Genomic DNA, 26,844 nt, shown 5'->3' on the forward strand with positions numbered 1-26,844 from the left:
GATTTAACGATGCTCGTGTATTGGCTGGATATTCTTGGCACAGCCGTTTTTGCTATCTCCGGCGTTTTGCTTGCCGGAAAACTACGCATGGATCCTTTTGGCGTACTGGTGCTCGGCGTCGTTACGGCGGTAGGCGGCGGAACGATTCGCGATATGGCGCTGGCAAACGGCCCGGTATTCTGGGTAAAAGATCCAACGGATCTGGTGGTGGCGATGGTCACCTGCCTGTTAACCATCGTGCTGGTTCGTCAGCCTCGCAGACTACCAAAATGGATATTGCCAGTGCTGGATGCCGTCGGTCTGGCGGTCTTTGTGGGAATAGGCGTGAATAAAGCCTTTATTGCCGGGACTGGCCCGCTGGTGGCGATCTGTATGGGCGTGTTGACCGGCGTGGGCGGAGGGATTATTCGCGACATTCTGGCGCGAGAAGTCCCGATGATCCTGCGAACGGAAATCTACGCGACGGCCTGTATCATCGGGGGGATTGTTCACGCCACGGCGTATTACACCTTTGCTGTCCCGCTGGAAAACGCGGCGATGCTGGGGATGGTGGTAACGCTGGTGATCCGTTTAGCGGCGATACGCTGGCACCTGAAGCTGCCGACGTTTGCACTGGATGAAAATTCAAGATAGGTATCGTTTATAAGCCCGGTGGCGCTTCGCTTACCGGGCCTACAATTTGCATTCAGGTTAAATACTGAATGAAGAACCACACCCGCAGGTGCTGGTCGCATTCGGGTTAGTCACCACAAAGCGCGAACCTTCCAGACCTTCAGTGTAGTCCACTGAACCGCCCACCAGATATTGCAGGCTCATCGGATCAACCACCAGCGCGACGCCCTGTTTCTCGATAGTCATATCACCATCGTTAACCTGGTCGTCAAAGGTAAAACCATACTGGAAGCCACTACAGCCGCCGCCGGTAATATAAACACGCAGTTTCAGATCCGGATTGTCCTCGTCGGCAATCAGGGTTTTCACTTTTTTCGCTGCTGCTTCGGTAAATTCCAGCGGCAACGCTACGTCATCACTCATCTTATGCTCCCATGAATACTGCGACTGCTATTGGGTAAAAATCACCCAATTCTTTTTGTCATTATCTAATACCCTGGTAATTCATTCAAGTATTCTGCTTCAGGGCCTGTTCAGCTTCCTGTTTCGCCAGGGTACGGGCAAGAATGGTGGAGTATAGCGGTTTTCCACCCAGGAATTGGGCTAATAGTGTCGCGCCGAGGCAGGTAATGATCATTGGCAAAATGAGCTGGTAATTGTCGGTCATTTCCAGCACCAGCACGATCCCGGTCAGCGGCGCACGCAGGGAGGCCGCCAGCAGCGCCCCCATTCCCGCAACCGCAAACGTCCCCGCATCCAGATGGTAGGCCGGGAAGCCTGCCGCCGCCGCCATCCCGAACGCCGTACCCAGCAGCGTCCCCAGCGCCAGCATCGGGGCGAAAATGCCGCCCGGGGCACCAGAGGAGAAGCACAATACCGTGGTGATGACGCGTGAAATAAACATAAACAGCAGCAGGCCTACGCTGAAATTCCCCGCCGCGGCAATGGGAATCAGACCGAAACCGCCGCCCGCCGCATTCGGTTCGATAAAACCGAGGATCCCGCACACGCCACCAAGCAGGCCCCCCACCAGCACCCATTTCGTGGTATTTCCGCCATGGATGCGCTGAAACATATCCTGCGCCCGTAAAATCAGGGTGTTAAAAAGCGGGCCAACGACGCCAAAAATCATCCCAAGAATCAGATACAGCCACAAAGTATTGACCGGCGCATTAGTTAGCTTGCCAACTTCAATCACCGCCCCTTCGCCGTTAAAGACGCGAAAGACAATGCTCGACATAATCACGCCGGTAAACACCGCTTTAATGGAGATCAGGTTGTAGCGGAACTGGGCGCGCATCTCTTCAATGATAAACAGGATACCTGCCAGCGGCGCGTTAAACGCGGCAGACAGCCCGGCCGCCGCCCCCGTTGCCAGCAGCGTATGGCGCGCTTCGGCGCTGCGCATACGGAACAGATCGCCGACCATGCGCCCGACGTTACCGCCCAGCTGTACCGTTGGTCCTTCCCGACCGAGCACCATGCCCGCCCCGAGCGTTCCCATCCCGCCGATAAATTTCACAGGAAGCACGCGCCACCAGCGAACCGGGCGTAGCTCTTCCAGCGCCCCCTCAATTTCAGGGATCCCCGAGCCACCTGCTTCAGGTGCGAATTTACGCACCAGAAAATAGCCCACCATGGCAAACAGGGCCGAAAGGCCAAAGGCCCACACCCAGACCAGCCATTCACGATCCGCAAAGCTGGCGACGGTACCTATGCGCCAGTTGAGCACCGCATTGACGGCTTTCTCAAACGCGACGCCTACCAGCCCGGCCAGCGTGCCCACAACGGCGGCTGCCACCAGAATGGCTAACGGGGTTTTGTCACGGTTGAGCAGCCGCCGGATACTGACCCGGTGCTTCGCGCGCGTAAACTGTTGTTGTTCAAAAGAAGGCGTGTTCTCGTTCATTACCTGTTCTGTTTCGTCATACAAAAGGCCGCAGGGATTCTACCAGAGACAATCCCCTCGTCCCCTGAAAAATACTTAACAATTGTTAAGCCTTCTATGGGGCAAAAATTTTATAACCTCTTCCGAATCACTTAGAATAGTTGCCTTAACTCATTTCTACGAACCAGGAACGACGCCATGAGCAAGTCTGAAAACCTCTACAGCGCAGCCCGCGAGCTAATCCCAGGCGGCGTGAACTCACCCGTGCGCGCCTTTACCGGCGTGGGTGGCACCCCGCTGTTTATCGAACGTGCGGATGGCGCATATCTGTATGATGTGGATGGTAAAGCCTATGTCGATTACGTCGGCTCCTGGGGCCCGATGGTACTGGGGCATAACCACCCAGCGATCCGCAACGCGGTGATTGAAGCCGCTCAGCGCGGCCTGAGCTTCGGTGCGCCAACCGAGATGGAAGTCAAAATGGCGGAGTTGGTCACCGAACTGGTGCCAACGATGGACATGGTGCGTATGGTGAACTCCGGTACCGAAGCGACCATGAGCGCTATCCGTCTGGCGCGCGGTTTTACCGGCCGTGACAAGATCATCAAGTTCGAAGGTTGTTATCACGGCCATGCCGACTGTCTGCTGGTGAAAGCCGGTTCCGGCGCGCTGACCCTCGGCCAGCCAAACTCTCCGGGGGTGCCGGCTGATTTCGCGAAACACACGTTGACCTGCACCTATAACGATCTGAACACCGTTCGCGCCGCGTTCGAGCAGTATCCGCAGGAGATCGCCTGCATCATCGTTGAGCCAGTTGCGGGCAACATGAACTGTATCCCACCGCAGCCTGACTTCCTGCCGGGCCTGCGCGCCCTGTGCGATGAGTTCGGCGCGCTGCTGATCATCGACGAAGTGATGACCGGCTTCCGCGTGGCGCTGGCGGGGGCGCAGTCATACTACGGCGTGGAGCCGGATCTGACCTGCCTCGGCAAAATCATTGGCGGCGGCATGCCTGTCGGCGCGTTCGGTGGACGTAAGGACGTCATGGACGCGCTGGCGCCAACCGGTCCGGTTTACCAGGCGGGTACGCTCTCCGGTAACCCGATTGCGATGGCGGCGGGCTTTGCCTGTCTGACCGAAGTGGCGCAGCCGGGTATCCACGAAACCTTAACGGACCGGACGACGCAACTGGCAAACGGTTTGCTGGAAGCCGCAGAAGATGCGGGTATTCCACTGGTGGTGAACCACGTGGGCGGGATGTTCGGGATTTTCTTCACCGATGCGAAAACCGTGACCTGCTATCAGGACGTGGTGAAATGCGACGTGGAACGCTTCAAACGCTTCTTCCACCTGATGCTGGAAGAAGGCGTGTATCTTGCCCCGTCAGCGTTTGAAGCGGGCTTTATGTCCGTGGCGCACAGCGAAGAAGATATCAATAACACCATCGACGCAGCGCGTAAGGTATTTGCGAAGCTGTAAAATGTGCGGCTTGATGCCCTCACCCCAACCCTCTCCCACAGGGAGAGGGAGCAAACACTAAAACGGCAATCTAAGGATTGCCGTTTACTTTTATTACCGACTCTGCTTTCTCAACAGATAAATAAAGTAAGGCGCGCCGATAAAGGTCGACAGGAGGCCCGCCGGGATCTGATACGGGAACAGCACCATCCTTCCGCACCAGTCAGCAAAGACCAGGATCGCCCCGCCCGTCAGCGCAGAGATCACGATATGCGGCAAAGTCCTGCGGAAACCCATCATACGGGCGATATGCGGCGCCATTAATCCGACAAAACTGAGCGGGCCGATAGTCATGGTGGCCGTCGCCGTCAGGCACGCGGCCAGCAGCAACAGCGCAATGCGCGTTGGCGTCAGCGCCACCCCGACCGCGCGGGCGGTATCCCCACCCAGCGGTAGAATGGTCATCCAGCGGCGGCACAGCGGCACAATCGCCAGCAGCACGATCATCACAATCCCGGTATGCACCACCTGACTGCCGGTGGCGTTGTATGTTGAACCGGAAATCCATGTCAGGATCTGCGCCATGCGCGGATCGCCGCTCGCCTGCAACATCATCAGCAGCATAGTAAACGCGGTGCTGAGCGCCATCCCGGCCAGCAGCATGCGGTGAGGTGAGAAACCACCTCGCCCGGAGGCGATCAGGATAATCATCAGCGTGACTGCCGCACCGATACTCCCGGCAGGCATCAGCCAGCCGAACGCATTTCCCGGTACGAGGAACAACATCAACACTACGCCAAACGCGGCCCCGGAGCTGATCCCTAAAACTTCCGGGCTTGCCATCGGGTTGCCGGTGAGACGCTGGATAATACAGCCCGCCACCGCCAGCATGACGCCCGCAATCAGCGCGGAGAAAATCCGCGGCCAGCGCCACTGCATGAGTTCATGCAGCAAATCCCCCGTTGCCCAGTGCCAGCCCGTGGCGTCGCGTCCCAGCGAGAGTGCGGCAAACGAGGCGATAACCAGCACGGCCAGCCCGGCAAGGCTGAACCACACCACCGACTGACGCTCGGCATGCACTTTATCGCCGGCATCCATCGCCGGAGCGCTAATGCTGCGCAGGCGCGGCAGCAGCCACAGCAGCAGCGGCGCGCCGATCAGGGCCGTCACCGAGCCCGTGGAAACTTCCATCCAGACGCGCGCCAGCCAGAGAATGAGCTGATCGGAAAGCCAGAGGATCAGCGCACCAATCAGCGGCGCCAGCATCAGACGCGCCAGCAGACGGCGCGCGCCGAGCATTTTTGCCAGCAATGGCGCAAACAGGCCGATAAAACCGATGATGCCGACGGCGTTAACCAGTAACGCGCTCAGCACAATCGCCAGGGTCAGGGCCGCCAGACGGGCCAGCGACAGCGCCAGCCCGAGATTGCGCGCCACGCCGTCATCGAGGCCCATCAGCGTGAGCGGACGCAGCAGCAGCAGCGTCAGCACCACGCCGCCGAACAGCTGCGGCCACAGACGCTGGACGATACTCCAGTCGGTCTGGGTGAGCGTGCCGGTACTCCACATAAACATGCTTTGCAGCTGGTCGTGGTGAAACAGCACCAGCAGCTGGTTGATCGCCCCACAGTAGAGGCTGACGACCAGCCCCGCGAGGATCAGCGTGACCGGTGAGAGACGTTTTCCCCAGGCTACGCCAAAGACCAGCGCACCGACCACGCATGCGCCTGCCAGCGCGGCAAACTGCGAGGTTAACGCTCCCGGCAGGGTCCAGAGCGTGGTGATGGTGATCCCCAGCTGAGCCCCCGTCGCCACGCCCAGCGTGGTTGGCTCCGCCAGCGGGTTACGTAGCACCTGCTGAAACAGTACGCCCACCAGTCCCAGTCCCGCCCCGACCAGCAGGGAGATAGCCAGACGCGGCAGCAGGCTGTAGTGGAACAGCATTTGCTGAATATTGTCGATATCCGGTGCGACAAACGCGGCTGCCCACTGATCGCGCGGTAATGCCGTGGTCAGGTTAAAGCCGGTTAATGCCAGGGCAGCCAGAAAAATGAGCGCTAACAGTAACATCGGGAAACGGGCCATACGCGTGCTCATGCCTTGCCTCCCAGTGCATTGTCCAGCACGCGGGCAAAATGCATGGCCGACAGCGTCGCGCCGTAGAACCATACCGCTGGCGCGCGCAGGAAGCGCTGCTCGCGGACGAACGGCATTGCCTGCCAGAGCGGAGTCGCCATCAGGGTTTGCATCTCGCGCTCATTGCCGTGGTCAAAGCACAGCACGTCCACATCACGAAACGCCGCCAGACGGTCAATCCCCACGGCGGTACTGCCCCAGAACGTCATCTCGCCTTCCCAGGCATTGCGAATGCCAAAGCTGTCGAGAACTTCCTGGAATAGACAGTTATTTCCAAAGACCAGCATATGGCGGGCATCCAGCAGGGTCACCATCAGCAAAGGCCGATCGCCACGGTGGGCAAAGCGCGGCTTAAGGGAATCAATCAGCGCATCAAATTCATTGAGATGTTTTTTCGCCTCAGCCTCACGGTTGAGGAACTGCGCCATCTCGTGGATGGAATTTTTTGCCATGGTCAGCGGCTTTTTACCGTCGCTAAAGGAAAAGCCCCGTCCGGGCGCAATCTTCGCCATGGTCTCTTCCGACGGGCCATACCCCGCAGACCAGAATAAATAAGACGGTTTCATCTGGGTGAGAAGCTCAAGGTTCGGCTCCGTACGCAGACCGATGTCGATGACGGAGTCCGGCAGTTTTGGCTCATTCACCCACAGGGTGTAGTTAGGAATATCGGCCACGCCGTAAGGCGTCACGCCCAGCGCCATCATCAGTTCGACGGGCAACCACTCCAGCGCCACGATGCGGTGCGGATCGACTGCGGCAGCCCGGGCCGGGCCCATCTTTAACAGCAGCGGTGAGAGCGCCATGGCCGTTAGCAGGCGACGGCGGCTAATTAATGTTGGATCCAGCATCAGTAGACAAAGCTCACGGGTGCAGCCCCGGCCGGGTGAGGCAGAATGCCCATAGGAATACCGTAGATATGTTCCAGCGTTTCGCTGCGCATCAGTTCGGCAGGCGTACCCTGAGCGATCATTTCACCGCCGCGCAGCGCTACCAGATAGTCGCAGTAGCGTGCCGCCATGTTGATATCATGCAGAACGGCAATCACAGTCAGGCCGCGCTGCTGGCTTAAGCGATGCACCAGCGCCAGGACGTCAACCTGATGAGCAATATCCAGCGCTGAAGTGGGTTCGTCGAGCAGCAGGCAGCGGCTGTCCTGCGCTACCAGCATCGCGATCCATGCGCGCTGACGCTCGCCACCGGACAGGCTATCCACCAGACGGTGCGCCAGCGGTTTTAACCCAACCAGCGCGATCGCCTCTTCCACTTTCTCTCTGTCAGCAACGCCAAAACGCCCGAGCGCACCGTGCCACGGATAACGTCCAATCGCCACCAGCTCGCGCACCGTCATCCCCTCCGCCTGCGGCAACTGCTGCGGCAGATAGGCCACCTTGCGGGCAAAGGCCTTACTGCTCCAGCTCGCCAGCGGCTGGTCATCCAGCAGAATGTCGCCCTCGGACGGCGGCTGATGACGGCCCAGCATCTTCAGCAGCGTCGATTTACCGGAACCATTGTGCCCGATTAAACCGGTCACTTTACCTGCGGGAAACGTCAAAGAGAGCGGATGCAGCAAGGTGCGCCCGGGTACGCGAAAGGAGAGATTGTTGAGCGTGAAGGTGGAGTCGGATTGCGTTTTAGTATCCTGCATGTCAGCCAACTTAAATAAAAAGGGCACGGCGAACCGTGCCCATAAAGAGGTTAGAAGCGGAAGGTCGCCGTGGCAACAACCTGGCGTCCTGCTCCCCAGTAGCATGCATACTCGCTGTAGCAGCTGGAGACGTATTCACGATCAAAGATGTTGTTCACGTTGACGCCGACGGAAGAGCCCGGCAGACCGAAGCGCGCCAGATCGTATTTCACGGTCGCATCCGCCAGGGCATAACCCGCGACGTTAAAGGACTCATAGGCTTTAGGCGACGCTGAGGAGTAGTACGTCACCGTGTTACCGATGTAGCGAGCACCCGCACCAACGGTCAGGCCACTTAGCGCCGTCTCGTGGAAGGTGTAATCCGCCCACAGTGATGCCATGTTGCGCGGTACTTCTGCCGGACGACGACCTTCATACCAGGTATCGTGGGTGTATTCCGCATCGGTGTAGCTGTAGGCCGCCGTCACGTTCACGTTAGCCGACACCGCCGCTTTCGCTTCCAGCTCAAAGCCTCGGGAGCGAATTTCACCGCCCTGCACGCTAAAGCCGCTGGTCGGGTTCGCCGGATCGGCGGTCAGGTTATTGTTCTTGGTCAGCTGGTATACCGCTGCCGTCACTACAACAGGCAGATCTTTTGGAACATACTTCACGCCCGCTTCATACTGCTTGCCGCGTGCCGGATCGAACGGTTTGCCGCCCTGGGTGGTGCCAGAGAGCGGTTCGAAAGATTCACTGTAGCTGAAGTATGGTGTAACCCCGTTGTCGAACAGGTAGTTAATCCCCCCGCGCCAGGTAAATGCCTGATCGTTAATTTCCGCGGTGGTTCCGTTATTACGGTTAAAGGCAGACGTTTTCGCAAAGTCATAGCGGCCACCCAAGGTGAGTACCCACTTATCCCATTCAGCCTGATCCTGCGCATAGAGCCCGGTCTGCTCCTGACGATTGAGCATGGCATACGGGAAGTTCACATTGACGTTCGCATTGCCGTGCTGAGGATTGTTCATGCTGATCGGATCGGCGGTGCCGTAGTCAGCATCAATGTCATTTCGCATACGAAGGTAATCCACACCCGTCAGCAGGGTATGGTCAACGGCGCCGGTCGCGAATTTCGACTGGAGCTGTGTATCAACCGTGAACGAGTTGAGATCTTCATCTGAGCGCACGTAGGCACGGCTGATCTGGGCCGGGGCGATATAGCCGTTACCGTAAACTGAACGGTACAGCGTGTTGATTTTGGTATAACGCAGGTTCTGACGCACGGTGAAGGTGTCGTTGAATTCATGCGCGAAGCTGTAACCCACCATTTTCTGACGACGGGAGATCTTATTGTCTTCATCACCTTCGTTGAAGTCGGTCGGCAGTTTGTGCGCTTTTCCGTTAGCATCATAGTAAGGCACAACGGTACCTTCACGTGGCAGCCAGCCGTAGTAACCCGCATCCGGATCGCTCTGGAAGTTGCTCAGGAAGGTGAAATCGGTTTTATCATCAGGACGCCAGCTGAAAGACGGCGCAATCGCGTAACGAGTAGACTTCACCATTTCCTGCTGCGCGTTCTCACTACGTCCCAGACCGGTCAGACGGTAGGACCACACGCCGTCATCGTCAATCGCGTCGCTGAAATCAAACCCCGTCTGCCAGAGGTTATCCGTCCCCATTTTGAACTGAATTTCTTTCAACGGTTCCGTGGTTGGACGCTTACTGACCATACTCACTACGCCGCCCGGATGGCTTTTGCCATACAGTACAGACGTCGGGCCACGCAGCAGCTCTACGCGCTCAAGGAAGTACGGGTCCATGGACGCTTCAGAGTAGTTGTCTCCCTGCAACTTCATACCATCCAGATACTGGTTGGTATTCACGGTGCTGGAGGTCGTGAAACCACGAATCGAAACCACATCGTAAGTTGTTGAGGCGCCGCGCGTTGCGAAAACGCTTGGGGTGTAGGCCAGGGCCTGTTTAACCGTCCCCGGCTGTTTCATGTCCATCTCTTCACGAGTCACAACAGAAATAGACTGCGGGGTTTTCTCAATGGGTGTATCGGTTTTCGTCGCCGTTGCAGTGCGTTTTGCCGCAATCGTCGGTGCAGGACCCCAGGCACTTTCCTGTGCAGCCGGTGCGGCAGTCACGGTGATGGTTTCTTCTTTCTTGGGGGTTTCAGCGGCCTGTGCATAAGCAGACATGCCAGCAACCGCTGTGGCTACGACGGCTGCGATTTTACGCAGCGACGTGTTAATTGGCTGAGCAGTATTGGAAAGCGCCATGATGGATCTCTGATGAAAAAGGTGAATGATAACGTAAACGAGAATTATTATTATGACCGCAGAATAATATGCGAAACGCTGACGGCATAGCAAGCGATATGCGGCCCTACAAGAATTGAGGGTTTAAGAAATAATCAACGGAAAACGGGTCGTTAATAAGGATTGAAAACAGGGTTAAGGAAATGAGTTGCTGAGGTGAAAAAACACCCCCTTCCAGGGAAGGGGGTGTCATAAGGGCTAGTTGCCGCCGAACATATCCTTGATCCAACCGGCGACGCCGTCGCTGTCTTTCTTCTCTTCCTGCTGCTGCGGCTGTTGCTGCTGCGGCTGCTGAGGCTGAGAAGACTGATCGAACGGGTTACCTGTCGGTTCTTCTGGCTGGCTTTGCTGGCACAGCGCATCCGGGTTGGTCGTCCAGACCGGCAGCGAACGCACGCCGCCGCCACAGATGAAGTTACCCGAGCTGTCCACGCCCATATCGACGATATCTTCCGGGGCAACGAGGTTCAGCGGCACCGGAGACTGATTGGCCAGATAACGCTGGTAAATCGACATCGCGCCGCTCGCACCATACAGTTTGGTCGGCTGGTTGTTATCGCGGCCCACCCAGGTGATCACCACTTCACGGCCATCAATACCGGCGAACCAGGTATCGACGTTGTTGTTGGTAGTCCCGGTTTTACCCGCCAGATGCAGACCAGGATACTTCGCCCCCAGCTGACGCCCGGTACCGCGCTGGACCACCTGCTGCATGGTCCACAGCGTCATATAGGCCGCCTGCGCCGGAACAGCGCGCTCCGCCTGCGGGAAGCTCTGATACAGCACGGAGCCATCTTCGGCAATCACCGAACGCAGGGCGGAAAGCGGCGCTCGGTTACCGCCGCTGGCGATGGTCTGGAACGCCTGGGCCACTTCGATTGGCGTCAGGTTAAGCGCCCCCAGGATCATCGCTGGCACAGGGTGCAGCTGATCTTTCGGTACGCCCAGCTTCTGCCAGGTGTCGGTGATGGCGGGGAGGCCCAGCGCCATGCCGAGGTTAACCGTTGGCACGTTCATGGAACGGGTTAACGCATCCACCAGCATCACCTGACCGCTGAACTGCTTATCATCGTTCTGCGGAGACCACACCTGGCCGTTAGGCTGGCGCAGGGAGATTGGCGCATCGGCAATCCAGGTGTTCAGTCGATAGAGATTCGGCTGGCTCAGCGCGGTCAGGTAGGTTGCCGGTTTTGCCAGAGAACCAATCGAACGACGCGCCTGCATCGCGCGGTTATAGCCCGCATACTGCGGCTCGGCGCCGCCCACCATGGCGCGAACTTCGCCGGTGTTGCGATCAACTACCACCATCGCGGTTTCCAGATCGCTCAGCTTACGCTGCTTCTTCAGAACCGGAATACCTTCAACCGCCGCTTTTTCTGCCGCATCCTGCGCCACGGAGTCAAAGGTGGTGAAGATCTTCACCCCGGAGAGATCTTTCACTTTATCTCCGAGCTTAGACTGCAACTCCTGACGTACCATCTGCATAAAGGCAGGCTGCGGAGAGATCACCCCACCGCGCGGCTGAACGCCCAGCGGACGCGCGCTCAGCATGTCGTACAGCTCCTGGTCAATCACCTGCTGTTGTTGCAGCAGACGCAGCACCAGGTTACGACGCTCCAGCGCCAGTTTCGGGTTACGCCACGGGTTGTAGATCGACGCGCCTTTTACCATGCCCACCAGCAGCGCCTGCTGGTCAAGGCTCAGCTCTTCTACCGGACGGCCAAAGTAGTACAGGCTCGCCAGCGGGAAGCCGCGGATCTCGTTATCGCCGCTCTGACCGAGGTACACCTCGTTCATGTACAGCTCAAGAATACGATCCTTGCTGTAGCGCGCATCCATCAGCACGGCCATGTACGCTTCGTTGGCTTTACGCCAGTAAGAGCGCTCGCTGGAGAGGAACAGGTTTTTCACCAGCTGCTGGGTCAGGGTACTCGCCCCCTGCACCGTACGCCCCGCGGTCAGGTTCGCCAGTACCGCACGACCAATGGAGTAGAGGCTAATCCCGTCGTGCTCGTAGAAGTGGCGGTCTTCGGTTGCCAGCAGGGTATCCACCAGCAGATCCGGGAAGCCGTTACGCGCCACGAACAGGCGCTGTTCGCCGTTTGCGGACGACAGCATGGTGATGAGACGCGGATCGAGACGGAAGAAACCGAACTGGCGATCGTTATCCATGTTCTCAATGGTTTCCAGGCGATCGCCGTCAAAGGTCAGACGCGCGCGCACCTGCCCTTCTTTACTGTCCGGGAAGTCGAACGGACGGCGGATCATCTCAATGCTTTTCGCCTGGACGGTAAATTCACCCGGACGGGTCATTTTCGTGACCTGACGATACTGCGTGGCTTGCAGCAGCTTCACCATCTCGTTCTTGCTGATGGACATGTCCGGCTCAAGGTTCACCATGCGGCCGTACACTGCCGCAGGCAATTGCCAGACTTTCCCGTCGATACGGCTGCGGATCTTCTGATCCAGATAAACGCCGTAAATCGCGATCAGGACAACAAAAACAATAAACAGCTTCAGCAGCAGCCAGAACCAGCCGCGTTTACCACGAGGCTTACGCCCTTTGCCTTTCCCTTTACGCGGCATCGGTTCTTCATCCTCATAATCGTCTTCATAGTCATCGTCATACTCCTCATCTCTGAGGCGACGACGGCTTACCTTTTCTTTCGCCGGACGCGTCGGCTTTCCCTTACGTCCTATTGGCTCGCGGTCATTCCCCGCCATGCTTTTTCTCCGCAACATTCAGGCGCAAAGGCCAGATTTTCTTATCTTGCACAGGTCAGTGAAAGAAGAAATCTCTCAAAATAAACAGCAAGACTTTCCTGACAGGAAAGTCTTTAGTGTTTTCTCCCTCTCCCTGTGGGAGAGGGCCGGGGTGAGGGCATCAGGCCGCACTTTACCTTTCAGGCCGCACTCCCCCATTACGAATATTTCTTCGTGCGCCGTGTCGGCGCGGTATTCGCCGGATCGTCCGGCCAGACGTGTTTGGGATATCGCCCCTTCATCTCTTTCTGCACTTCACGATAGCTCCCCGCCCAGAACGCACCCAGATCGCGGGTGATCTGCAAGGGACGATGCGCAGGCGAAAGCAGCTCAAGCACTAACGGCACGCGCCCTTCAGCGATGGACGGCGTGGTGGCCTCACCAAACATCTCCTGCATCCGAACCGCCAGCGCTGGCGGATTATCCTCATGATAACGAATGGCAATCCGGCTCCCGGTTGGCACAGTGTAATGCCCAGGCAGTTCACTATCCAGACGTTGACGTAACGACCAGTCCAGTAAATTCTGTAACGCTGCCTTAACATCAAGCGCCTTAAGGGCGCGCAGGGAGTGTACGCCGCTCATCTGCGGCAACAACCACTGTTCAAGCGTCGCGAGCAGCGTCTCATCATCCACCGCTGGCCACCCCTGTTCCGGCAGCCACTTCGCGGCGCAGTGCAGACGTATACGATATTGTTCAGCCTCAGGCGTCCAGTTCAATACGCTCAGCCCTTTTTCCCGAATGCCGTTCAGCATCGCCTGGTGTAACTCTTCCTCCGACAGCTTCGCCAGCGGTTTTGTCCCGAGCGTCAGTTTGCCAATCTGGCTACGACGGAACGCCTTCAGCGTGCCCTGGGCATCATCCCATTCGACAATGTCAGATTGCTGAAGCAGCTGCGGGCAGGCACGCGTCAGGGCGTCAATATCTACGGCAACCGCCTGCAAGATGCGCGCATCCGGGGAGTGACTGCCCTGGAGTAAGAGCGGCGCGATCAGCCATTCATGACGCGTCAGAGCATCATCGCTGTCCAGCATCGCGCCCATCCCATTTGCCAGTTGATAACGACCATCCAGCCCGCGACGGCGCGCGATTCTGTCCGGGAAGGCCTGGGCCAGAAGAGGGATAACTTTATCGCTGTCAGGCGATCCTCCCCGGCTCTTCAGGCGGTGACACAACTGCTGCGCGCGCTGTTGCCAGTTTCCCTGCTGGCGTGAAAAGGCCTGTCCCAGATCGCTGCTGCCACCGCGCGGCGGCTCCTCAAGAATAGCCGCCAGTTTTGCCGCCGTGGCAATTTCATCGTCGCCTTGTGCTGCCACCAGCATCGCTGCCAGACGCGGATCGTTGCCCAGCGCCGCCATTTTCTGGCCGCGCGCCGTCAGTCGCTCGCCTTCCAGCGCGCCAAGCTGGGTCAGCAGGCTGCGCGCGGCGGAAAGGTTCACAACAGGTGGAGGATTAAGCCAGGTGAGCTGGTCAGGGTCCGGGCAGCCCCACTGCATCAGATCCATTACCAGCCCGGAGAGATCGCTTTGTAAAATCTCAGGCGTACTCTGCAATGCCGCACGCTCCGCCTGCTCGGCGCTGGTTAAATGCAGGCAAATACCCGGCTCAAGACGCCCTGCTCGGCCTGCGCGCTGCACCATTGAGGCCTGGCTGATGCGCTGCGTCAGTAGCCTGGTCAGCCCGGTACGCGGATCAAAACTGGCCACCCTCTCCTGCGTACTGTCCACCACCAGGCGAATGCCTTCGATGGTCAAACTGGTTTCGGCGATATTGGTCGCCAGTACCACTTTGCGCTGCCCCGCCGGTGCGGGAAGGATCGCCTTGCGCTGGTCAGCCAAATGCAGCGCGCCGTAGAGCGGGCACAGCATAACGTCACTGCTCACCCTGGATGCCAGTTGCTCCTGTACGCGCTGGATTTCGCCTAGGCCGGGTAAAAAAAGCAGCAGCGAGCCGGGTTCCTGACGGAGCAATTCGGCGGTGGCGATGGCAACGGCTTCGTCAAAACGCTGATGGGCAGGCAGCGGCTGATAGCGGCGCTCGACCGGGAACGCACGCCCTTCAGAGGAGATCATCGGCGCGTCAGGGAGCGTCTGCCGGAGCCGCTCGTTATCCAGCGTCGCCGACATAATCAGCAGCCGAAGGTCGTCGCGCAGCCCCTGCTGAACGTCGAGCAGCAGCGCAAGGGCCAGATCGGCCTGGAGGCTGCGCTCGTGAAATTCATCAAGGATCACCAGCCCGACGCCGCTCAGCTCCGGATCGTTTTGCAGCATACGGGTAAGAATGCCTTCAGTGACCACCTCCAGCCGCGTAGACGGGCCAATGCAGGTTTCGGCGCGCATCCGGTACCCTACCGTCTCGCCCGGTTTTTCATTCAGCAGTTCCGCCAGGCGCTGCGCCACATTGCGCGCCGCCAGCCTGCGCGGTTCCAGCAGGATAATTTTCCCGCTGATGCTCCCCTCGCGCAGAATTTGCAGGGGCAGCCAGGTGGATTTACCCGCTCCGGTGGGCGCGCTGAGCAAAACCTGTGGCGCATGTTCTAAGGCTGCGAGAAGCTCAGGAAGGACGACTGCGACGGGCAAAGAGGACACTTACGGCTCCAGAGGGTTAACATTAATCGGCGTACATTGTAGCATCGGCGCATATCATTACCGAGTCTTGCGCATGTCTGAGTCAAAACGGCTATTCTTCGCCATTGAATTACCCACCACGCTTCAACGGCAAATTGTTCGCTGGCGCGCCAGCCACTTCCCCGCGGAAGCGGGCCGCCCTGTCGTCGCCGCCAATATGCACCTGACGTTAGCTTTTCTTGGCGAGGTGAGCGCAGAAAAGCAGCGCGCGTTAAGCGCAATGGCCGGACGCATTTCTCAGCCGGGTTTTACGCTGCATCTTGACGATGCCGGGCAATGGCTGCGCTCTCGGGTGGTCTGGCTGGGGACGCGGCAGCCCCCTCGCGGACTGCTCCAGCTCGCAAATATGCTGCGGGCACAGGCCGCGCGCAGCGGCTGTTATCAGAGCCCGCAGCCGTTTCATCCCCACATTACCTTGCTGCGCGATGCGGGTCAGGCTGTTGCCATCCCGCCACCGGGCTTTCACTGGTCCTTTCAGGTGAATGAATTTGCGCTGTACGAATCTGCCTTTGTACAAGGACGCACCCGCTATACTCCGCTCCAGCGCTGGACGCTGGGCGATACGTTAAGGAATCCTGATGAAGTTTAGCCCTGCACTCCAGCCCGCCACGCTGATCCAGCGTTACAAACGCTTTCTCGCTGACGTGATCACGCCTGAGGGCGAAACGCTCACGCTGCATTGTCCTAACACCGGCGCCATGACCGGTTGCGCCACACCGGGTGACACGGTCTGGTATTCCACATCAGAAAATACTAAACGCAAATATCCTCATACCTGGGAAATGACCGAGACGCAAAGCGGGGCATTTATTTGCGTTAATACCCTGCGCGCAAATCAGCTGGTTAAGGAAGCCCTGACAAATGGAATCCTTCCTGAACTGGTGGGTTACGGCACGCAAAAAAGCGAAGTGAAATATGGCGATGAAAGCAGCAGAATTGATTTTATGTTACAGGCGGAAGACCGCCCTGAGTGCTATATTGAAGTGAAATCAGTGACGTTAGCGGAAGAGGAAAACGGCTTCTTTCCGGATGCGGTAACGCTACGTGGCCAGAAGCATCTGCGGGAGCTAATGAGTGTAGCGGCGGCGGGCAAGCGCGCCGTGTTGCTGTTTGCGGTTCTGCATTCAGCCATTGAACGGTTTTCCCCGGCCCGTCATATTGATCCTAAATACGCGCAATTGTTGAATGAGGCACAAAAGCAGGGGGTAGAGATTTTCGCTTATAAAGCGGAACTTTCTGCCGATAATATGACTCTGAGATCCTCTCTTCCCATTGTCCTATAAGGGATTAGACGATTGACTAATAAGTGTTCTGGCCGCGTGCGCAAATACGCTTTTCCTCACAGGGTTGTCAAGTGTTACGTTTAGATAATTGCCATACGGAAAAGCATCTGCTATTTATAGCGACCTGATTTTTCCCCCAACACGGGGATCGATAGTGCGTGTTAAGGAGAAGCAACATGCAAGAAGGGCAAAACCGTAAAACATCGTCCCTGAGTATTCTCGCCATCGCTGGGGTGGAGCCGTATCAAGAGAAGCCGGGCGAAGAGTATATGAACGAAGCCCAGCTGTCGCACTTCAAGCGTATTCTTGAAGCATGGCGTAATCAACTCAGGGATGAAGTCGATCGCACCGTTACACATATGCAGGATGAAGCTGCTAACTTCCCGGATCCGGTCGACCGTGCCGCTCAGGAAGAAGAGTTCAGCCTCGAACTGCGTAACCGTGACCGCGAGCGCAAACTGATCAAAAAGATCGAGAAAACGCTGAAAAAGGTCGAGGACGAAGATTTTGGCTACTGCGAATCCTGCGGTGTTGAAATCGGTATTCGTCGTCTGGAAGCGCGTCCAACAGCCGATCTGTGCATCGACTGTAAAACGCTGGCAGAAATCCGCGAAAAACAGATGGCTGGCTAACGCCTTCCCTCTCACTACTCTGCTAAGGCGGGAGTTTCTCCCGCCTTGTTACCGTTGATATGTCTGAATCTCACTATATCGGGCGCTTTGCGCCATCTCCCTCCGGTGAATTACACTTCGGCTCATTAATTGCCGCGCTCGGCAGCTACCTACAGGCTCGCGCCCGTCAGGGTAAATGGCTGGTTCGCATTGAAGATATCGATCCTCCGCGTGAAGTTCCCGGTGCGGCAGAAACTATTCTGCGTCAGCTGGAACATTACGGTCTTCACTGGGACGGCGACGTACTCTGGCAGTCTCAACGCCATGATGCCTACCGTGAACGTCTGGCGTGGCTTTCTGAACAGGGCCTTTCCTATAACTGCACCTGCACGCGTGCGCGAATTCAGAGCGTGGGTGGCGTTTACGACGGCCACTGCCGTACGCGGCACAACGGCCCTGAGAATGCCGCCGTACGGCTGATACAGCGCGCTCCGGTGACGCAGTTTACCGATGTCCTCTCAGGAACCATTCAGGCGGATGATCGTCTGGCGCGTGAAGATTTTATTATTCACCGTCGCGATGGCTTGTTTGCCTATAACCTGGCGGTGGTTGTCGATGACCATTTCCAGGGCGTCACGGAAATCGTGCGTGGGGCGGATTTGGTTGAGCCTACCGTGCGGCAAATATCGCTTTACCAGCAGTTTGGCTGGACGGTGCCGGATTACATCCATCTGCCGCTGGCGGTCAATGAACAGGGGAGTAAGCTGTCAAAACAGAATCATGCCCCGGCGCTGCCTGACGGCGATCCGCGCCCGGTATTGATCGACGCGCTGCGATTTCTCAACCAGAATGTAACGCAGGAATGGCAGGATCTGAGTCTGGATGAATTGCTGAAAACGGCCATTGCTGACTGGACGCTTATGGCCGTGCCAAAAATCCAGCATTCTCAAATGCGTTGCGCTGAGCTATGATTAGCCGCTTTTTTGATAACAAAACACACTACGAGGTGTACTATTTTTACCCGAGTCGCTAATTTTTGCCGTAAAGTGCTGAGCCGCGAAGAGAGCATGGCGAATGATGCTATTGCACAGCCACACATGTCGGTCATTCCGCGTGAGCAGCACAATATTTCCCGCAAAGATATCAGTGAAAATGCCCTCAAGGTGCTCTATCGTCTGAATAAAGCAGGCTACGAGGCCTATCTCGTCGGCGGCGGGGTGCGCGATTTACTGCTGGGCAAAAAACCAAAAGATTTCGACGTGACGACCAGCGCCACGCCTGAACAGGTGCGTAAATTATTCCGCAACTGCCGTCTGGTTGGTCGCCGTTTCCGTCTGGCGCACGTGATGTTTGGACCGGAAATTATTGAAGTGGCGACCTTCCGCGGTCACCACGAAGCGGGCGTCAACGATCGCACAACTTCCCAGCGCGGCCAAAACGGCATGCTGCTGCGCGACAACATCTTCGGCTCTATTGAAGAAGATGCTCAGCGTCGCGATTTCACCATCAACAGCCTTTACTACAGCGTGGCGGATTTTACCGTGCGCGATTACGTCGGCGGTATGCAGGATCTGAAAGACGGCCTGATTCGCCTGATCGGCACGCCGGAAACGCGCTATCGCGAAGATCCGGTCCGAATGCTGCGCGCCGTGCGTTTCGCCGCCAAGTTAAACATGCGTATCAGCCCGGAAACCGCAGAGCCGATCCCGCGCCTGGCGACGCTGATTAACGACGTCCCCCCTGCCCGTCTGTTTGAGGAGTCGTTAAAGCTGCTCCAGGCAGGCTACGGGTTTGAAACCTACAATTTGCTGCGTGAATACAACCTGTTCCAGCCGCTGTTCCCGACCATTACCCGCTACTTCACCGAAAACGGTGACAGCGCAATGGAGCGGATGATTGCACAGGTGCTGAAGAACACGGATACCCGTATTCATAACGATATGCGCGTGAATCCGGCGTTCCTGTTCGCGGCCATGTTCTGGTATCCGCTGCTGGAAACGGCGCAGCGCATTACCCAGGAGAGCGGCCTCGCCTATTATGATGCGTTCGCGCTGGCGGCAAACGACGTGCTGGACGAAGGCTGTCGCACGCTGGCGATCCCGAAACGTATTACCACGCTGGTGCGTGATATCTGGCAGCTTCAGCTGCGTATGTCCCGCCGTCAGGGTAAACGTGCCTGGAAACTGATGGAGCATCCTAAGTTCCGCGCCGCGTTCGATTTGCTCTCTCTGCGTGCTGAAGTCGAAAGAAACCAGGAGCTACAGCGCCTGGCGCAGTGGTGGGGAGAATTTCAGGTCTCTGCACCACCGGAGCAAAAAGATATGCTCACGGATCTGGATGACGAGCCGGCACCGCGCCGTCGTCACCGTCGCCCGCGCAAGCGCGCGCCGCGTCGTGAAGGCACAGCATGACCCTTGCGTATATTGCCATCGGCAGCAATCTGGCCTCTCCGCTTGAGCAGGTTAACGCTGCCGTTCAGGCGCTGGGGGAGATCCCGCAAAGCCATATCGTGGCGGTCTCCTCCTTTTACCGTACGCCCCCGCTCGGCCCGCAGGATCAGCCTGATTATCTGAACGCCGCCGTGGTGCTGGAAACAGCCCTTGACGCAGAAACGCTGCTGGATAATACCCAGCGTATTGAGCTACAGCAGGGTCGCGTACGTAAAGCCGAACGCTGGGGACCGCGCACGCTCGACCTCGATATTATGCTTTTCGGCCACAAGGTAATTAACACCGAGCGCCTCACCGTTCCGCACTATGACATGAAAAACCGTGCGTTTATGCTCTGGCCGCTGTTTGAAGTCGCCCCCGATCTCACCTTCCCTGACGGCACCTCGCTGAACGCCGTTCTGCAAAGCCTCAACGCGGAAAAACCGGTCCGCTGGTAATCCCGTGTCACCCCCGATTAGCCATGTGTCAAATATGGTTAATCGATTGCCTAAAATCATTGTTCCCTCGAATGTTACTGTTAGAATGCGCAAAGATCCGCTTTTGGGCCATCAGGAAACAGTATGAAACCAACTACCATCTCCTTATTGCAGAAATGCAAACAGGAAAAGAAACGCTTCGCCACTATCACCGCGTATGACTACAGCTTCGCAAAACTGTTTGCCGAAGAAGGGATCAACGTCATGCTGGTCGGAGACTCGTTAGGGATGACGGTACAAGGACATGATTCTACTCTGCCGGTCACGGTCGAGGATATTGCTTACCATACCCGCGCCGTGCGCCGGGGTGCGCCCGCCTGCCTGCTACTTTCCGATCTGCCGTTTATGGCGTATGCCACCCCGGAACAGGCCTTTGAAAATGCGGCAACTGTGATGCGCGCCGGCGCCAATATGGTCAAAATCGAAGGCGGCGACTGGCTGGTCGATACGGTGAAAATGCTCACCGAACGGGCCGTGCCAGTTTGCGGGCACTTAGGGCTGACGCCGCAATCCGTGAATATCTTTGGCGGTTATAAAGTTCAGGGGCGTGGCGATGCGGCGCAGACGCTGTTTGATGATGCCCTGGCGCTGGAAGCCGCTGGTGCACAGCTGCTGGTGCTGGAGTGTGTGCCGGTTGAGCTGGCTAAGCGTATCACTGAGGCGCTGTCGATTCCGGTGATCGGCATCGGCGCGGGCAACGTCACCGATGGCCAGATTCTGGTCATGCACGACGCCTTCGGGATCACCGGCGGTCACATTCCAAAATTTGCTAAAAATTTCCTGACAGAAGCAGGCGACATGCGTGCTGCTGTGCGGCAGTATATTGCCGAGGTTGAGTCCGGCGTTTATCCGGGCGAAGAACACAGTTTCCATTAAGGAGTCCAGGTGTGCTAATCATAGAAACTCTGCCGCTGCTGCGCCAGCATATCCGCCGTGCACGTCAGGAAGGTAAACGTATCGCCCTCGTCCCGACCATGGGCAATCTGCACGACGGCCATATGAAGCTGGTCGATGAAGCGAGAGCCCGTGCAGATATCGTGGTAGTCAGTATCTTCGTTAACCCGATGCAGTTCGATCGCGAAGACGATCTGGCGCGCTATCCACGTACCTTGCAGGAAGATTGCGAGAAGCTCAAAAAACGTCATGCGGATATCGTCTTCGCACCGGCCCCCGCAGATGTTTATCCTCAGGGTACCACTGAAGCGACCTACGTCGACGTACCGGGTATTTCGACCATGCTGGAGGGTGCCAGCCGTCCGGGCCATTTCCGCGGCGTTTCCACCATCGTCAGCAAGCTGTTTAACCTGGTGCAGCCGGACATCGCCTGCTTTGGCGAGAAAGATTTCCAGCAGCTGGCGCTGATCCGCAAAATGGTTGCCGATATGGGCTACGACATAGAGATTGTCGGCGTGCCGATTGTACGTGCGAAAGATGGCCTGGCGCTTAGCTCCCGTAACGGCTATCTGACTGCGGAACAGCGTAAAATTGCGCCAGGCTTAAGCAAAGTCCTGAATACCATGGCAGAGCAACTGCTGGCAAAAGAATTAACCGCAGAAGAAATCATCGCTCTGGCTGAACAGGCGCTGAACGAGAAAGGTCTTCGTGCTGACGACGTTCAAATTCGGGATGCCGATACGCTTCTGGAACTCTCAGATACCAGCAAACGTGCGGTAATTCTGGTGGCGGCTTGGCTCGGCCAGGCCCGCCTTATCGACAACAAAGTGGTTGAACTGGCGTAGTTTTACTACCCGGAAGTGAAAGGTAAACGTAATGATTCGCAAAATGCTACAAGGTAAGCTTCACCGTGTGAAAGTCACCCAGGCCGACCTGCACTATGAAGGCTCCTGCGCGATCGACCAGGATTTTCTCGACGCGGCGGGTATTCTCGAAAACGAAGCTATTGATATCTGGAACGTTAATAACGGCAAACGCTTTTCAACGTACGCGATTGCCGCTGAACGCGGGTCTAAAATCATCTCCGTTAATGGGGCAGCGGCGCACTGCGCGGACGTGGGTGATATCGTCATTATTGCCAGCTTTGTGATGATGTCTGACGAAGAGGCACGTCGCTGGCAGCCAAAAGTGGCATACTTTGAAGGCGATAATGAAATGAAACGTATTGCGAAGGCAATTCCGGTTCAGGTTGCCTAAGCCAATAGTACTGTTATAAATTACCCGACAAATAGGTTGGGTAATTTATACATAATTAAAATGAATAGCATTCTTTTTATATATTTTTATTAATATATTAAAGTCAACCTGCCGAACACCTGCTCATCAAAATGATGAACAATTATTATCATTCACTATTAAATAATCATATTGACTTAAAGATCGTTTAAGTATTTCTAACGCCTAACGGCTTCTCACAACCATTACTCATCACTTAGAATCCTTTTCCCGAAGCATCTGTTCGGAACGAACATAAGCCTTGCTTATGTTCACTTTTCTAGCATTTAAATATGGATATAAAAAATGTCTTTTAATAAATTAGGTCTGGCAACTATAGTAGCAATGGTTCTGAGTGCGGGTTCTGCAATGGCAGCTGATATTCCTTCAGATACAGGCACTATTACTTTCCACGGTATGGTTTCTAATAACACCTGTAAAGTATCCCTGGATCAGAAGATTGACAAGAGGGTAATGATTTTGACGTTAACCTGGATACCGTGTTTGTAAAAGACTTCGCTAATGCGCTGGGTACCACCAGCACCCTGGGAGAAAAGAAATTCTCCCTCACCCTGACAGGTTGTGATTCTGCTACCGTCAACCAGGCATCTGCTCAGTTTGATTCCTGGGCGGGTTCTTCTTCAACTTCCGGCGGTCTGCTGGTTCCACCATCAAATACTCAAGGCGCCGCTAAAAACGTCAATCTGGTACTGTCAAACGATGGCAACTCCGCTACCGATCAGATCAAACTGGATCAGACCAACAATACCCAGAAAGCAACGATTGATACCACAGGCGCAGGCGCACTTTACTACCGTGTAGCGTATACCCAGGGTCAGAACTGGGATGCGGCCAACAACCCAGTGTCAGCTGGTGTGGTTCAGGCACAAGCTGCATTCACCATGATCTACGAGTAATTTTAAGCGCATAAATAAAATGCTCATATTATCCCCTGACGTACGTCAGGGGACTATTGATATCATTCCAACAGGAAGTGGAAAAATGTTAAGCACATCATTTTATAAAGGATTTAAAGCTGCCTACTTTACAGCTGCTGCTGTCGCGTCATTCCAGGCAAGCGCAGATATCGTTATTTCGGGAACACGTATTGTTTATCAGCAGTCGCAAAAAGATGTCATCGTTTCTTTAGACAACCGTGGCAAAAAACCACTATTAGTTCAATCATGGCTCGATGACGGTCGCGATGACACCAACCCACAGGAATTAAAACTACCGTTTATTATTACTCCACCAGTATCCCGAATTGATCCGCAAAAAGGTCAATCCGTTCGGATCTCATACCTGGGTGGTTCATTGCCGCAAGATCGCGAATCCCTATTCTGGTTCAATGTGCTCGAGATTCCACCGAAGTCAAAAGTGAAAGACGGTGAAAATCCTAACCAGCTCCAGCTGGCATTCCGCACACGTATTAAACTCTTTTTCCGACCTGACGGCCTGAAAGGTACGCCAGGAGATGCAGCAGCCAAAGTAACGTGGTCACAACAAAAACAAGGTAATACGCTAAACCTGATCGCACACAATGATTCCCCTTACAACGTTTCTATTTCAAATGTAAAGCTGAAATCAGCAAATAAAGAGTACCAGGTTGAGCATAAATCTATTTTACCGTTTAGTACTCAAATTATGCAGGTAAAAGGTTTAGGTAGTACTGCCACCGGCACTGTTGCTTACGAAACCATTAATGACAATGGCGGCTCTGATACTTTTGAAAGCAAAGTAAATTAATAACCGCACCACCGCCACATTATAAATATAACACGTATGAATGATTCATAGCATTCATACGACGACTTGTCTGGATGAAGCATGCTATTTCAACGATCAATTTTATGTCTCGCAATCTGTGCAGCATTTCCTCTGCATGCCAGCGAGACTGAAAAAAAAGCTGTAGACACCTCATCCGAAACAGAATCGGCCATTGAATTTAATGACCAGTTCCTTATCGATAATGGTGGAGGTATCAATGTCGATCGTTATGCTTATGGCAACCCAGTTCTGCCAGGTACTTACCGTGTAAAAGTGAATTTGAATGGCAATTCAAAATCCACGGTCGAGATGACATTTATTGATAACAAAACGCCACGTGCCTCAGCATGTCTGACTAAACTCACGCTGACACAGGCAGGCGTTGATACCAGCATATTAGGCGATGATGTCAAAGACGACGAAACGTCTTGCGTAGATATCAAAAAATATTATCCCGGTGCTTCTGAAAATTTTGATAGTAGCAAGCAGGAAATGGATCTTAATTTCCCGCAAATCTACGTGCTTAAACTTCCAGCAGGGTATGTCGACCCTTCATTATGGGATAATGGTGTTCCGGCCGGATTACTCTCATACGATCTTAATACCTGGCACAGCGAGTCAAACGGCACCAATTCAGATACCGCTTATGCGGGCTTGCATTATGGCCTGAACGTGGGGCCGTGGCGTTTACGTTCTCGCGGCAGTCTGAACTGGGACAGCGATAATGGCACACATTATTCCAGCCAGGATATCTACCTCCAGCGAGACATCACACCACTTAACGCACAGATGGTAATGGGTGATTCCTACACACGCGGTGATGTCTTTGACTCGGTGAGCCTGCGTGGTGCGCGTATGTATAACGATGACCGCATGCTCCCGGAAGGCACCTCTGGCTACGCGCCAGTAATTCGTGGTGTGGCAAACAGTAACGCCAAAGTTAGCGTAACGCAAAGCGGCAATAAAATTTATGAAACCACCGTTCCACCCGGTGCTTTCGAGATCAATGACCTCAGTACAACAGGCTATGGCAATGATTTGATTGTCACTGTAGAGGAAGCCGACGGAAGTAAACGGACGTTTACCGTTCCGTTCTCCTCAGTTACACAAATGCTCCGCCCAGGCTCCAGCCGCTGGGATGTGGGTTTAGGTGAGCTGAATGATGATTCATTGCACGTTAAGCCAAACGTTGGCTACGCAACTTACGCGTATGGTCTGAATAATACCTTTACCGGTTACGTGGGTGCGCAATATACGGATATGGATTTCTACGCCGGCCTGCTTGGTCTGGCTATGAATACCCGTATTGGTGCATTCGCATTAGATGTTACCGGGTCCTATGCCGATATCGACGGGCTGGACACGCTTAAAGGGCAAAGTTATCGGCTGACCTACAGCAAAATGCTTGAAGCTACTAACACATCTCTTAACGTGGCAGCTTATCGCTTCTCTACAGAAGATTATCTCAGCCTTAACGATGCCGCCTCATTGCAGGACAGTATTCATCACGAGGAATATGGCAATCGATCTTATGACAGCAATGCCGAGCTTTATGCTGATTATCAGCGTACCAAAAAACAGATACAGGTCAGCCTGAACCAGCCATTGAATGTTAACGGTGATGAATACGGCTCACTCTATATTAGCGGTACCTGGCAGGATTACTGGAATGACTCCAGCTCCACTTCCGACTACAGCGTGGGTTACAACAATAGTTTTGCTTACGGTAGCTATAGCGTTTCTGTGCAACGCACGTACAACGAAACAGGGGAAAAGGATGACAGCGTTTATTTAAACGTCAGTATTCCATTCAGCATATTCAATAAAGATAGCGCGCAGTCAGGCGGATTTAATAACGTCAACATGAGCCTGCGCACTGATTTAAAAGGCGGTACCAGTTTTAACTCTACGGCAAGCGGCAACTCCAAAAACAGTGAAGTGAGCTATTCCGTTAGCGCCTCATCAAGCGGGGGCAACTACGGCAACCTGAACCAGGTCAGTGGCTATAGCTCATGGAACAGTCCTTACGGGCCGCTCGGTGTCTCAGCGTCCTTTGGCGATGACAATAGTAAACAGTATTCCGCGAGTTATAACGGCGGAATGGTTGTTCACTCGGGTGGCGTTGTATTTACATCCGGCAGTATCGGCGAAACGGATTCACTTGCGCTGGTAAAAGCAAGTGGCGCAACGGGTGCTCGGCTGGGTTACGGCCAAAGCCGCATTAACAGCTCCGGGTACGGGATTATGCCGTATATGTCAGCCTACAGAGAAAACCGAGTATCGCTCGATATCAGCACTCTCGAAGCAGACGTTGAAATCAAAAATACCAGCGCTGTTGCCGTACCTCGCAATGGCTCCGTTGTATTAGTGAATTTTGAAACGGATGAAGGTCGTTCGCTTGTTATGGAATTACAACGTTCTGATAACGGCTTTATTCCGTTAGGTGCAGACGTTCTGAATGAGAAAAACGAATCTATCGGAACGGTAGGCCAGGCAGGACAAGCTTATGTACGCGGTGTGGAAGACAAAGGCGCTCTCCGGGTGGTATGGGGAAGCGATGGATCCAGCTCATGCACGGTGCATTATCAGATTCCTGAAAATGCGAAGAAAGCAGGCTTAACCACGATTCTGAGTAATCAACAGTGCCAAATGTAATGAT

At 55.3% G+C, this 26,844-nt stretch carries 21 protein-coding genes and 1 pseudogene; 14 read left to right on the plus strand and 8 right to left on the minus strand.

The window, feature by feature from the left end; genetic code table 11:
• Positions 1-9: 9 nt before the first annotated feature.
• Positions 10-633, plus strand: a complete 624-nt coding sequence (locus tag SK51_RS00225; RefSeq protein WP_003856227.1) for a TRIC cation channel family protein — start codon at positions 10-12, stop codon at positions 631-633.
• A gap of 57 nt (positions 634-690) precedes the next feature.
• On the opposite strand, the gene erpA is transcribed toward SK51_RS00225, so the two are convergent.
• Both erpA and clcA read right to left on the minus strand, forming a co-directional pair.
• Positions 691-1,035 carry an iron-sulfur cluster insertion protein ErpA gene (gene erpA / locus SK51_RS00230; RefSeq protein WP_003856230.1) on the minus strand — a complete coding sequence of 115 codons (345 nt, stop codon included), beginning with the start codon at positions 1,033-1,035 and terminating at the stop codon, positions 691-693.
• A gap of 85 nt (positions 1,036-1,120) precedes the next feature.
• Positions 1,121-2,521 (minus strand): H(+)/Cl(-) exchange transporter ClcA, encoded by a 1,401-nt coding sequence (gene clcA / locus SK51_RS00235; RefSeq protein WP_022647097.1) that lies wholly within the window; start codon positions 2,519-2,521, stop codon positions 1,121-1,123.
• A 177-nt stretch (positions 2,522-2,698) separates the two neighbouring features.
• Here clcA and hemL point away from each other — a divergent pair, with 177 nt between their 5' ends.
• Complete coding sequence (gene hemL, locus SK51_RS00240) at positions 2,699-3,979, plus strand: glutamate-1-semialdehyde 2,1-aminomutase (protein ID WP_015572714.1); 1,281 nt, start codon at positions 2,699-2,701, stop codon at positions 3,977-3,979.
• 93 nt (positions 3,980-4,072) lie between these two features.
• On the opposite strand, the gene fhuB is transcribed toward hemL, so the two are convergent.
• From fhuB to hrpB, 6 genes are all read right to left on the minus strand, one after another.
• Entirely contained in the window at positions 4,073-6,055 is a 1,983-nt protein-coding gene (gene fhuB / locus SK51_RS00245) for a Fe(3+)-hydroxamate ABC transporter permease FhuB (RefSeq protein ID WP_032676695.1), read from the minus strand.
• Entirely contained in the window at positions 6,052-6,942 is an 891-nt protein-coding gene (fhuD, locus tag SK51_RS00250) for a Fe(3+)-hydroxamate ABC transporter substrate-binding protein FhuD (protein ID WP_023299359.1), read from the minus strand. The genes fhuB and fhuD overlap by 4 nt, the downstream gene beginning before the upstream one ends.
• The gene (gene fhuC, locus SK51_RS00255) at positions 6,942-7,739 is read right to left on the minus strand and encodes a Fe3+-hydroxamate ABC transporter ATP-binding protein FhuC (protein ID WP_022647093.1); all 798 of its coding nucleotides are present in this window, start codon (positions 7,737-7,739) and stop codon (positions 6,942-6,944) included. The genes fhuD and fhuC overlap by 1 nt, the downstream gene beginning before the upstream one ends.
• 50 nt (positions 7,740-7,789) lie before the next feature.
• Positions 7,790-10,000, minus strand: a complete 2,211-nt coding sequence (gene fhuA, locus SK51_RS00260) for a ferrichrome porin FhuA (RefSeq protein WP_023305461.1) — start codon at positions 9,998-10,000, stop codon at positions 7,790-7,792.
• A gap of 237 nt (positions 10,001-10,237) precedes the next feature.
• Positions 10,238-12,763 (minus strand): bifunctional glycosyl transferase/transpeptidase, encoded by a 2,526-nt coding sequence (gene mrcB, locus SK51_RS00265; protein ID WP_023305460.1) that lies wholly within the window; start codon positions 12,761-12,763, stop codon positions 10,238-10,240.
• Positions 12,764-12,960: 197 nt separating this feature from the next.
• The gene (hrpB, locus tag SK51_RS00270) at positions 12,961-15,390 is read right to left on the minus strand and encodes an ATP-dependent helicase HrpB (protein WP_023305459.1); all 2,430 of its coding nucleotides are present in this window, start codon (positions 15,388-15,390) and stop codon (positions 12,961-12,963) included.
• Positions 15,391-15,463: 73 nt separating this feature from the next.
• On the opposite strand from hrpB, the gene thpR reads away from it, so the two are divergent.
• The 12 genes and pseudogenes from thpR (at position 15,464) to SK51_RS00330 (ending at position 26,840) form a co-directional block, all read left to right on the plus strand.
• Positions 15,464-16,018, plus strand: a complete 555-nt coding sequence (gene thpR, locus SK51_RS00275) for an RNA 2',3'-cyclic phosphodiesterase (protein ID WP_003856249.1) — start codon at positions 15,464-15,466, stop codon at positions 16,016-16,018.
• Positions 16,008-16,712, plus strand: a complete 705-nt coding sequence (gene sfsA / locus SK51_RS00280) for a DNA/RNA nuclease SfsA (protein ID WP_023299353.1) — start codon at positions 16,008-16,010, stop codon at positions 16,710-16,712. Before thpR ends, sfsA begins: the two co-directional genes overlap by 11 nt.
• A 176-nt stretch (positions 16,713-16,888) precedes the next feature.
• Positions 16,889-17,344, plus strand: a complete 456-nt coding sequence (dksA, locus tag SK51_RS00285) for an RNA polymerase-binding protein DksA (RefSeq protein ID WP_001155232.1) — start codon at positions 16,889-16,891, stop codon at positions 17,342-17,344.
• Between the two features lie 59 nt (positions 17,345-17,403).
• Positions 17,404-18,294 (plus strand): tRNA glutamyl-Q(34) synthetase GluQRS, encoded by an 891-nt coding sequence (gene gluQRS / locus SK51_RS00290; RefSeq protein WP_023305458.1) that lies wholly within the window; start codon positions 17,404-17,406, stop codon positions 18,292-18,294.
• Between the two features lie 42 nt (positions 18,295-18,336).
• A complete protein-coding gene (gene pcnB / locus SK51_RS00295) occupies positions 18,337-19,734 on the plus strand; it encodes a polynucleotide adenylyltransferase PcnB (RefSeq protein WP_071785222.1) in 1,398 nt (465 codons plus the stop codon).
• Positions 19,731-20,210 (plus strand): 2-amino-4-hydroxy-6-hydroxymethyldihydropteridine diphosphokinase, encoded by a 480-nt coding sequence (gene folK / locus SK51_RS00300; RefSeq protein ID WP_023305457.1) that lies wholly within the window; start codon positions 19,731-19,733, stop codon positions 20,208-20,210. The genes pcnB and folK overlap by 4 nt, the downstream gene beginning before the upstream one ends.
• Positions 20,211-20,333: 123 nt before the next feature.
• A complete protein-coding gene (panB, locus tag SK51_RS00305; protein ID WP_022647086.1) occupies positions 20,334-21,125 on the plus strand; it encodes a 3-methyl-2-oxobutanoate hydroxymethyltransferase in 792 nt (263 codons plus the stop codon).
• Between the two features lie 11 nt (positions 21,126-21,136).
• Positions 21,137-21,988, plus strand: coding sequence for a pantoate--beta-alanine ligase (panC, locus tag SK51_RS00310; RefSeq protein WP_023305456.1), 852 nt, complete (start codon positions 21,137-21,139; stop codon positions 21,986-21,988).
• A 31-nt stretch (positions 21,989-22,019) separates the two neighbouring features.
• Complete coding sequence (gene panD, locus SK51_RS00315) at positions 22,020-22,400, plus strand: aspartate 1-decarboxylase (RefSeq protein WP_022647084.1); 381 nt, start codon at positions 22,020-22,022, stop codon at positions 22,398-22,400.
• A 324-nt stretch (positions 22,401-22,724) separates the two neighbouring features.
• Positions 22,725-23,335 (plus strand): annotated as a pseudogene (locus tag SK51_RS00320) (fimbrial protein).
• Positions 23,336-23,420: 85 nt separating this feature from the next.
• Positions 23,421-24,164, plus strand: coding sequence for a fimbrial chaperone (locus tag SK51_RS00325; protein WP_032676693.1), 744 nt, complete (start codon positions 23,421-23,423; stop codon positions 24,162-24,164).
• An 81-nt stretch (positions 24,165-24,245) separates the two neighbouring features.
• Positions 24,246-26,840 (plus strand): outer membrane usher protein, encoded by a 2,595-nt coding sequence (locus SK51_RS00330; protein ID WP_048206562.1) that lies wholly within the window; start codon positions 24,246-24,248, stop codon positions 26,838-26,840.
• Positions 26,841-26,844 lie beyond the last annotated feature (4 nt).

This window comes from Enterobacter sp. MGH85 (genome assembly GCF_001037655.1).
Taxonomy (GTDB): Bacteria; Pseudomonadota; Gammaproteobacteria; order Enterobacterales; family Enterobacteriaceae; genus Enterobacter; species Enterobacter intestinihominis.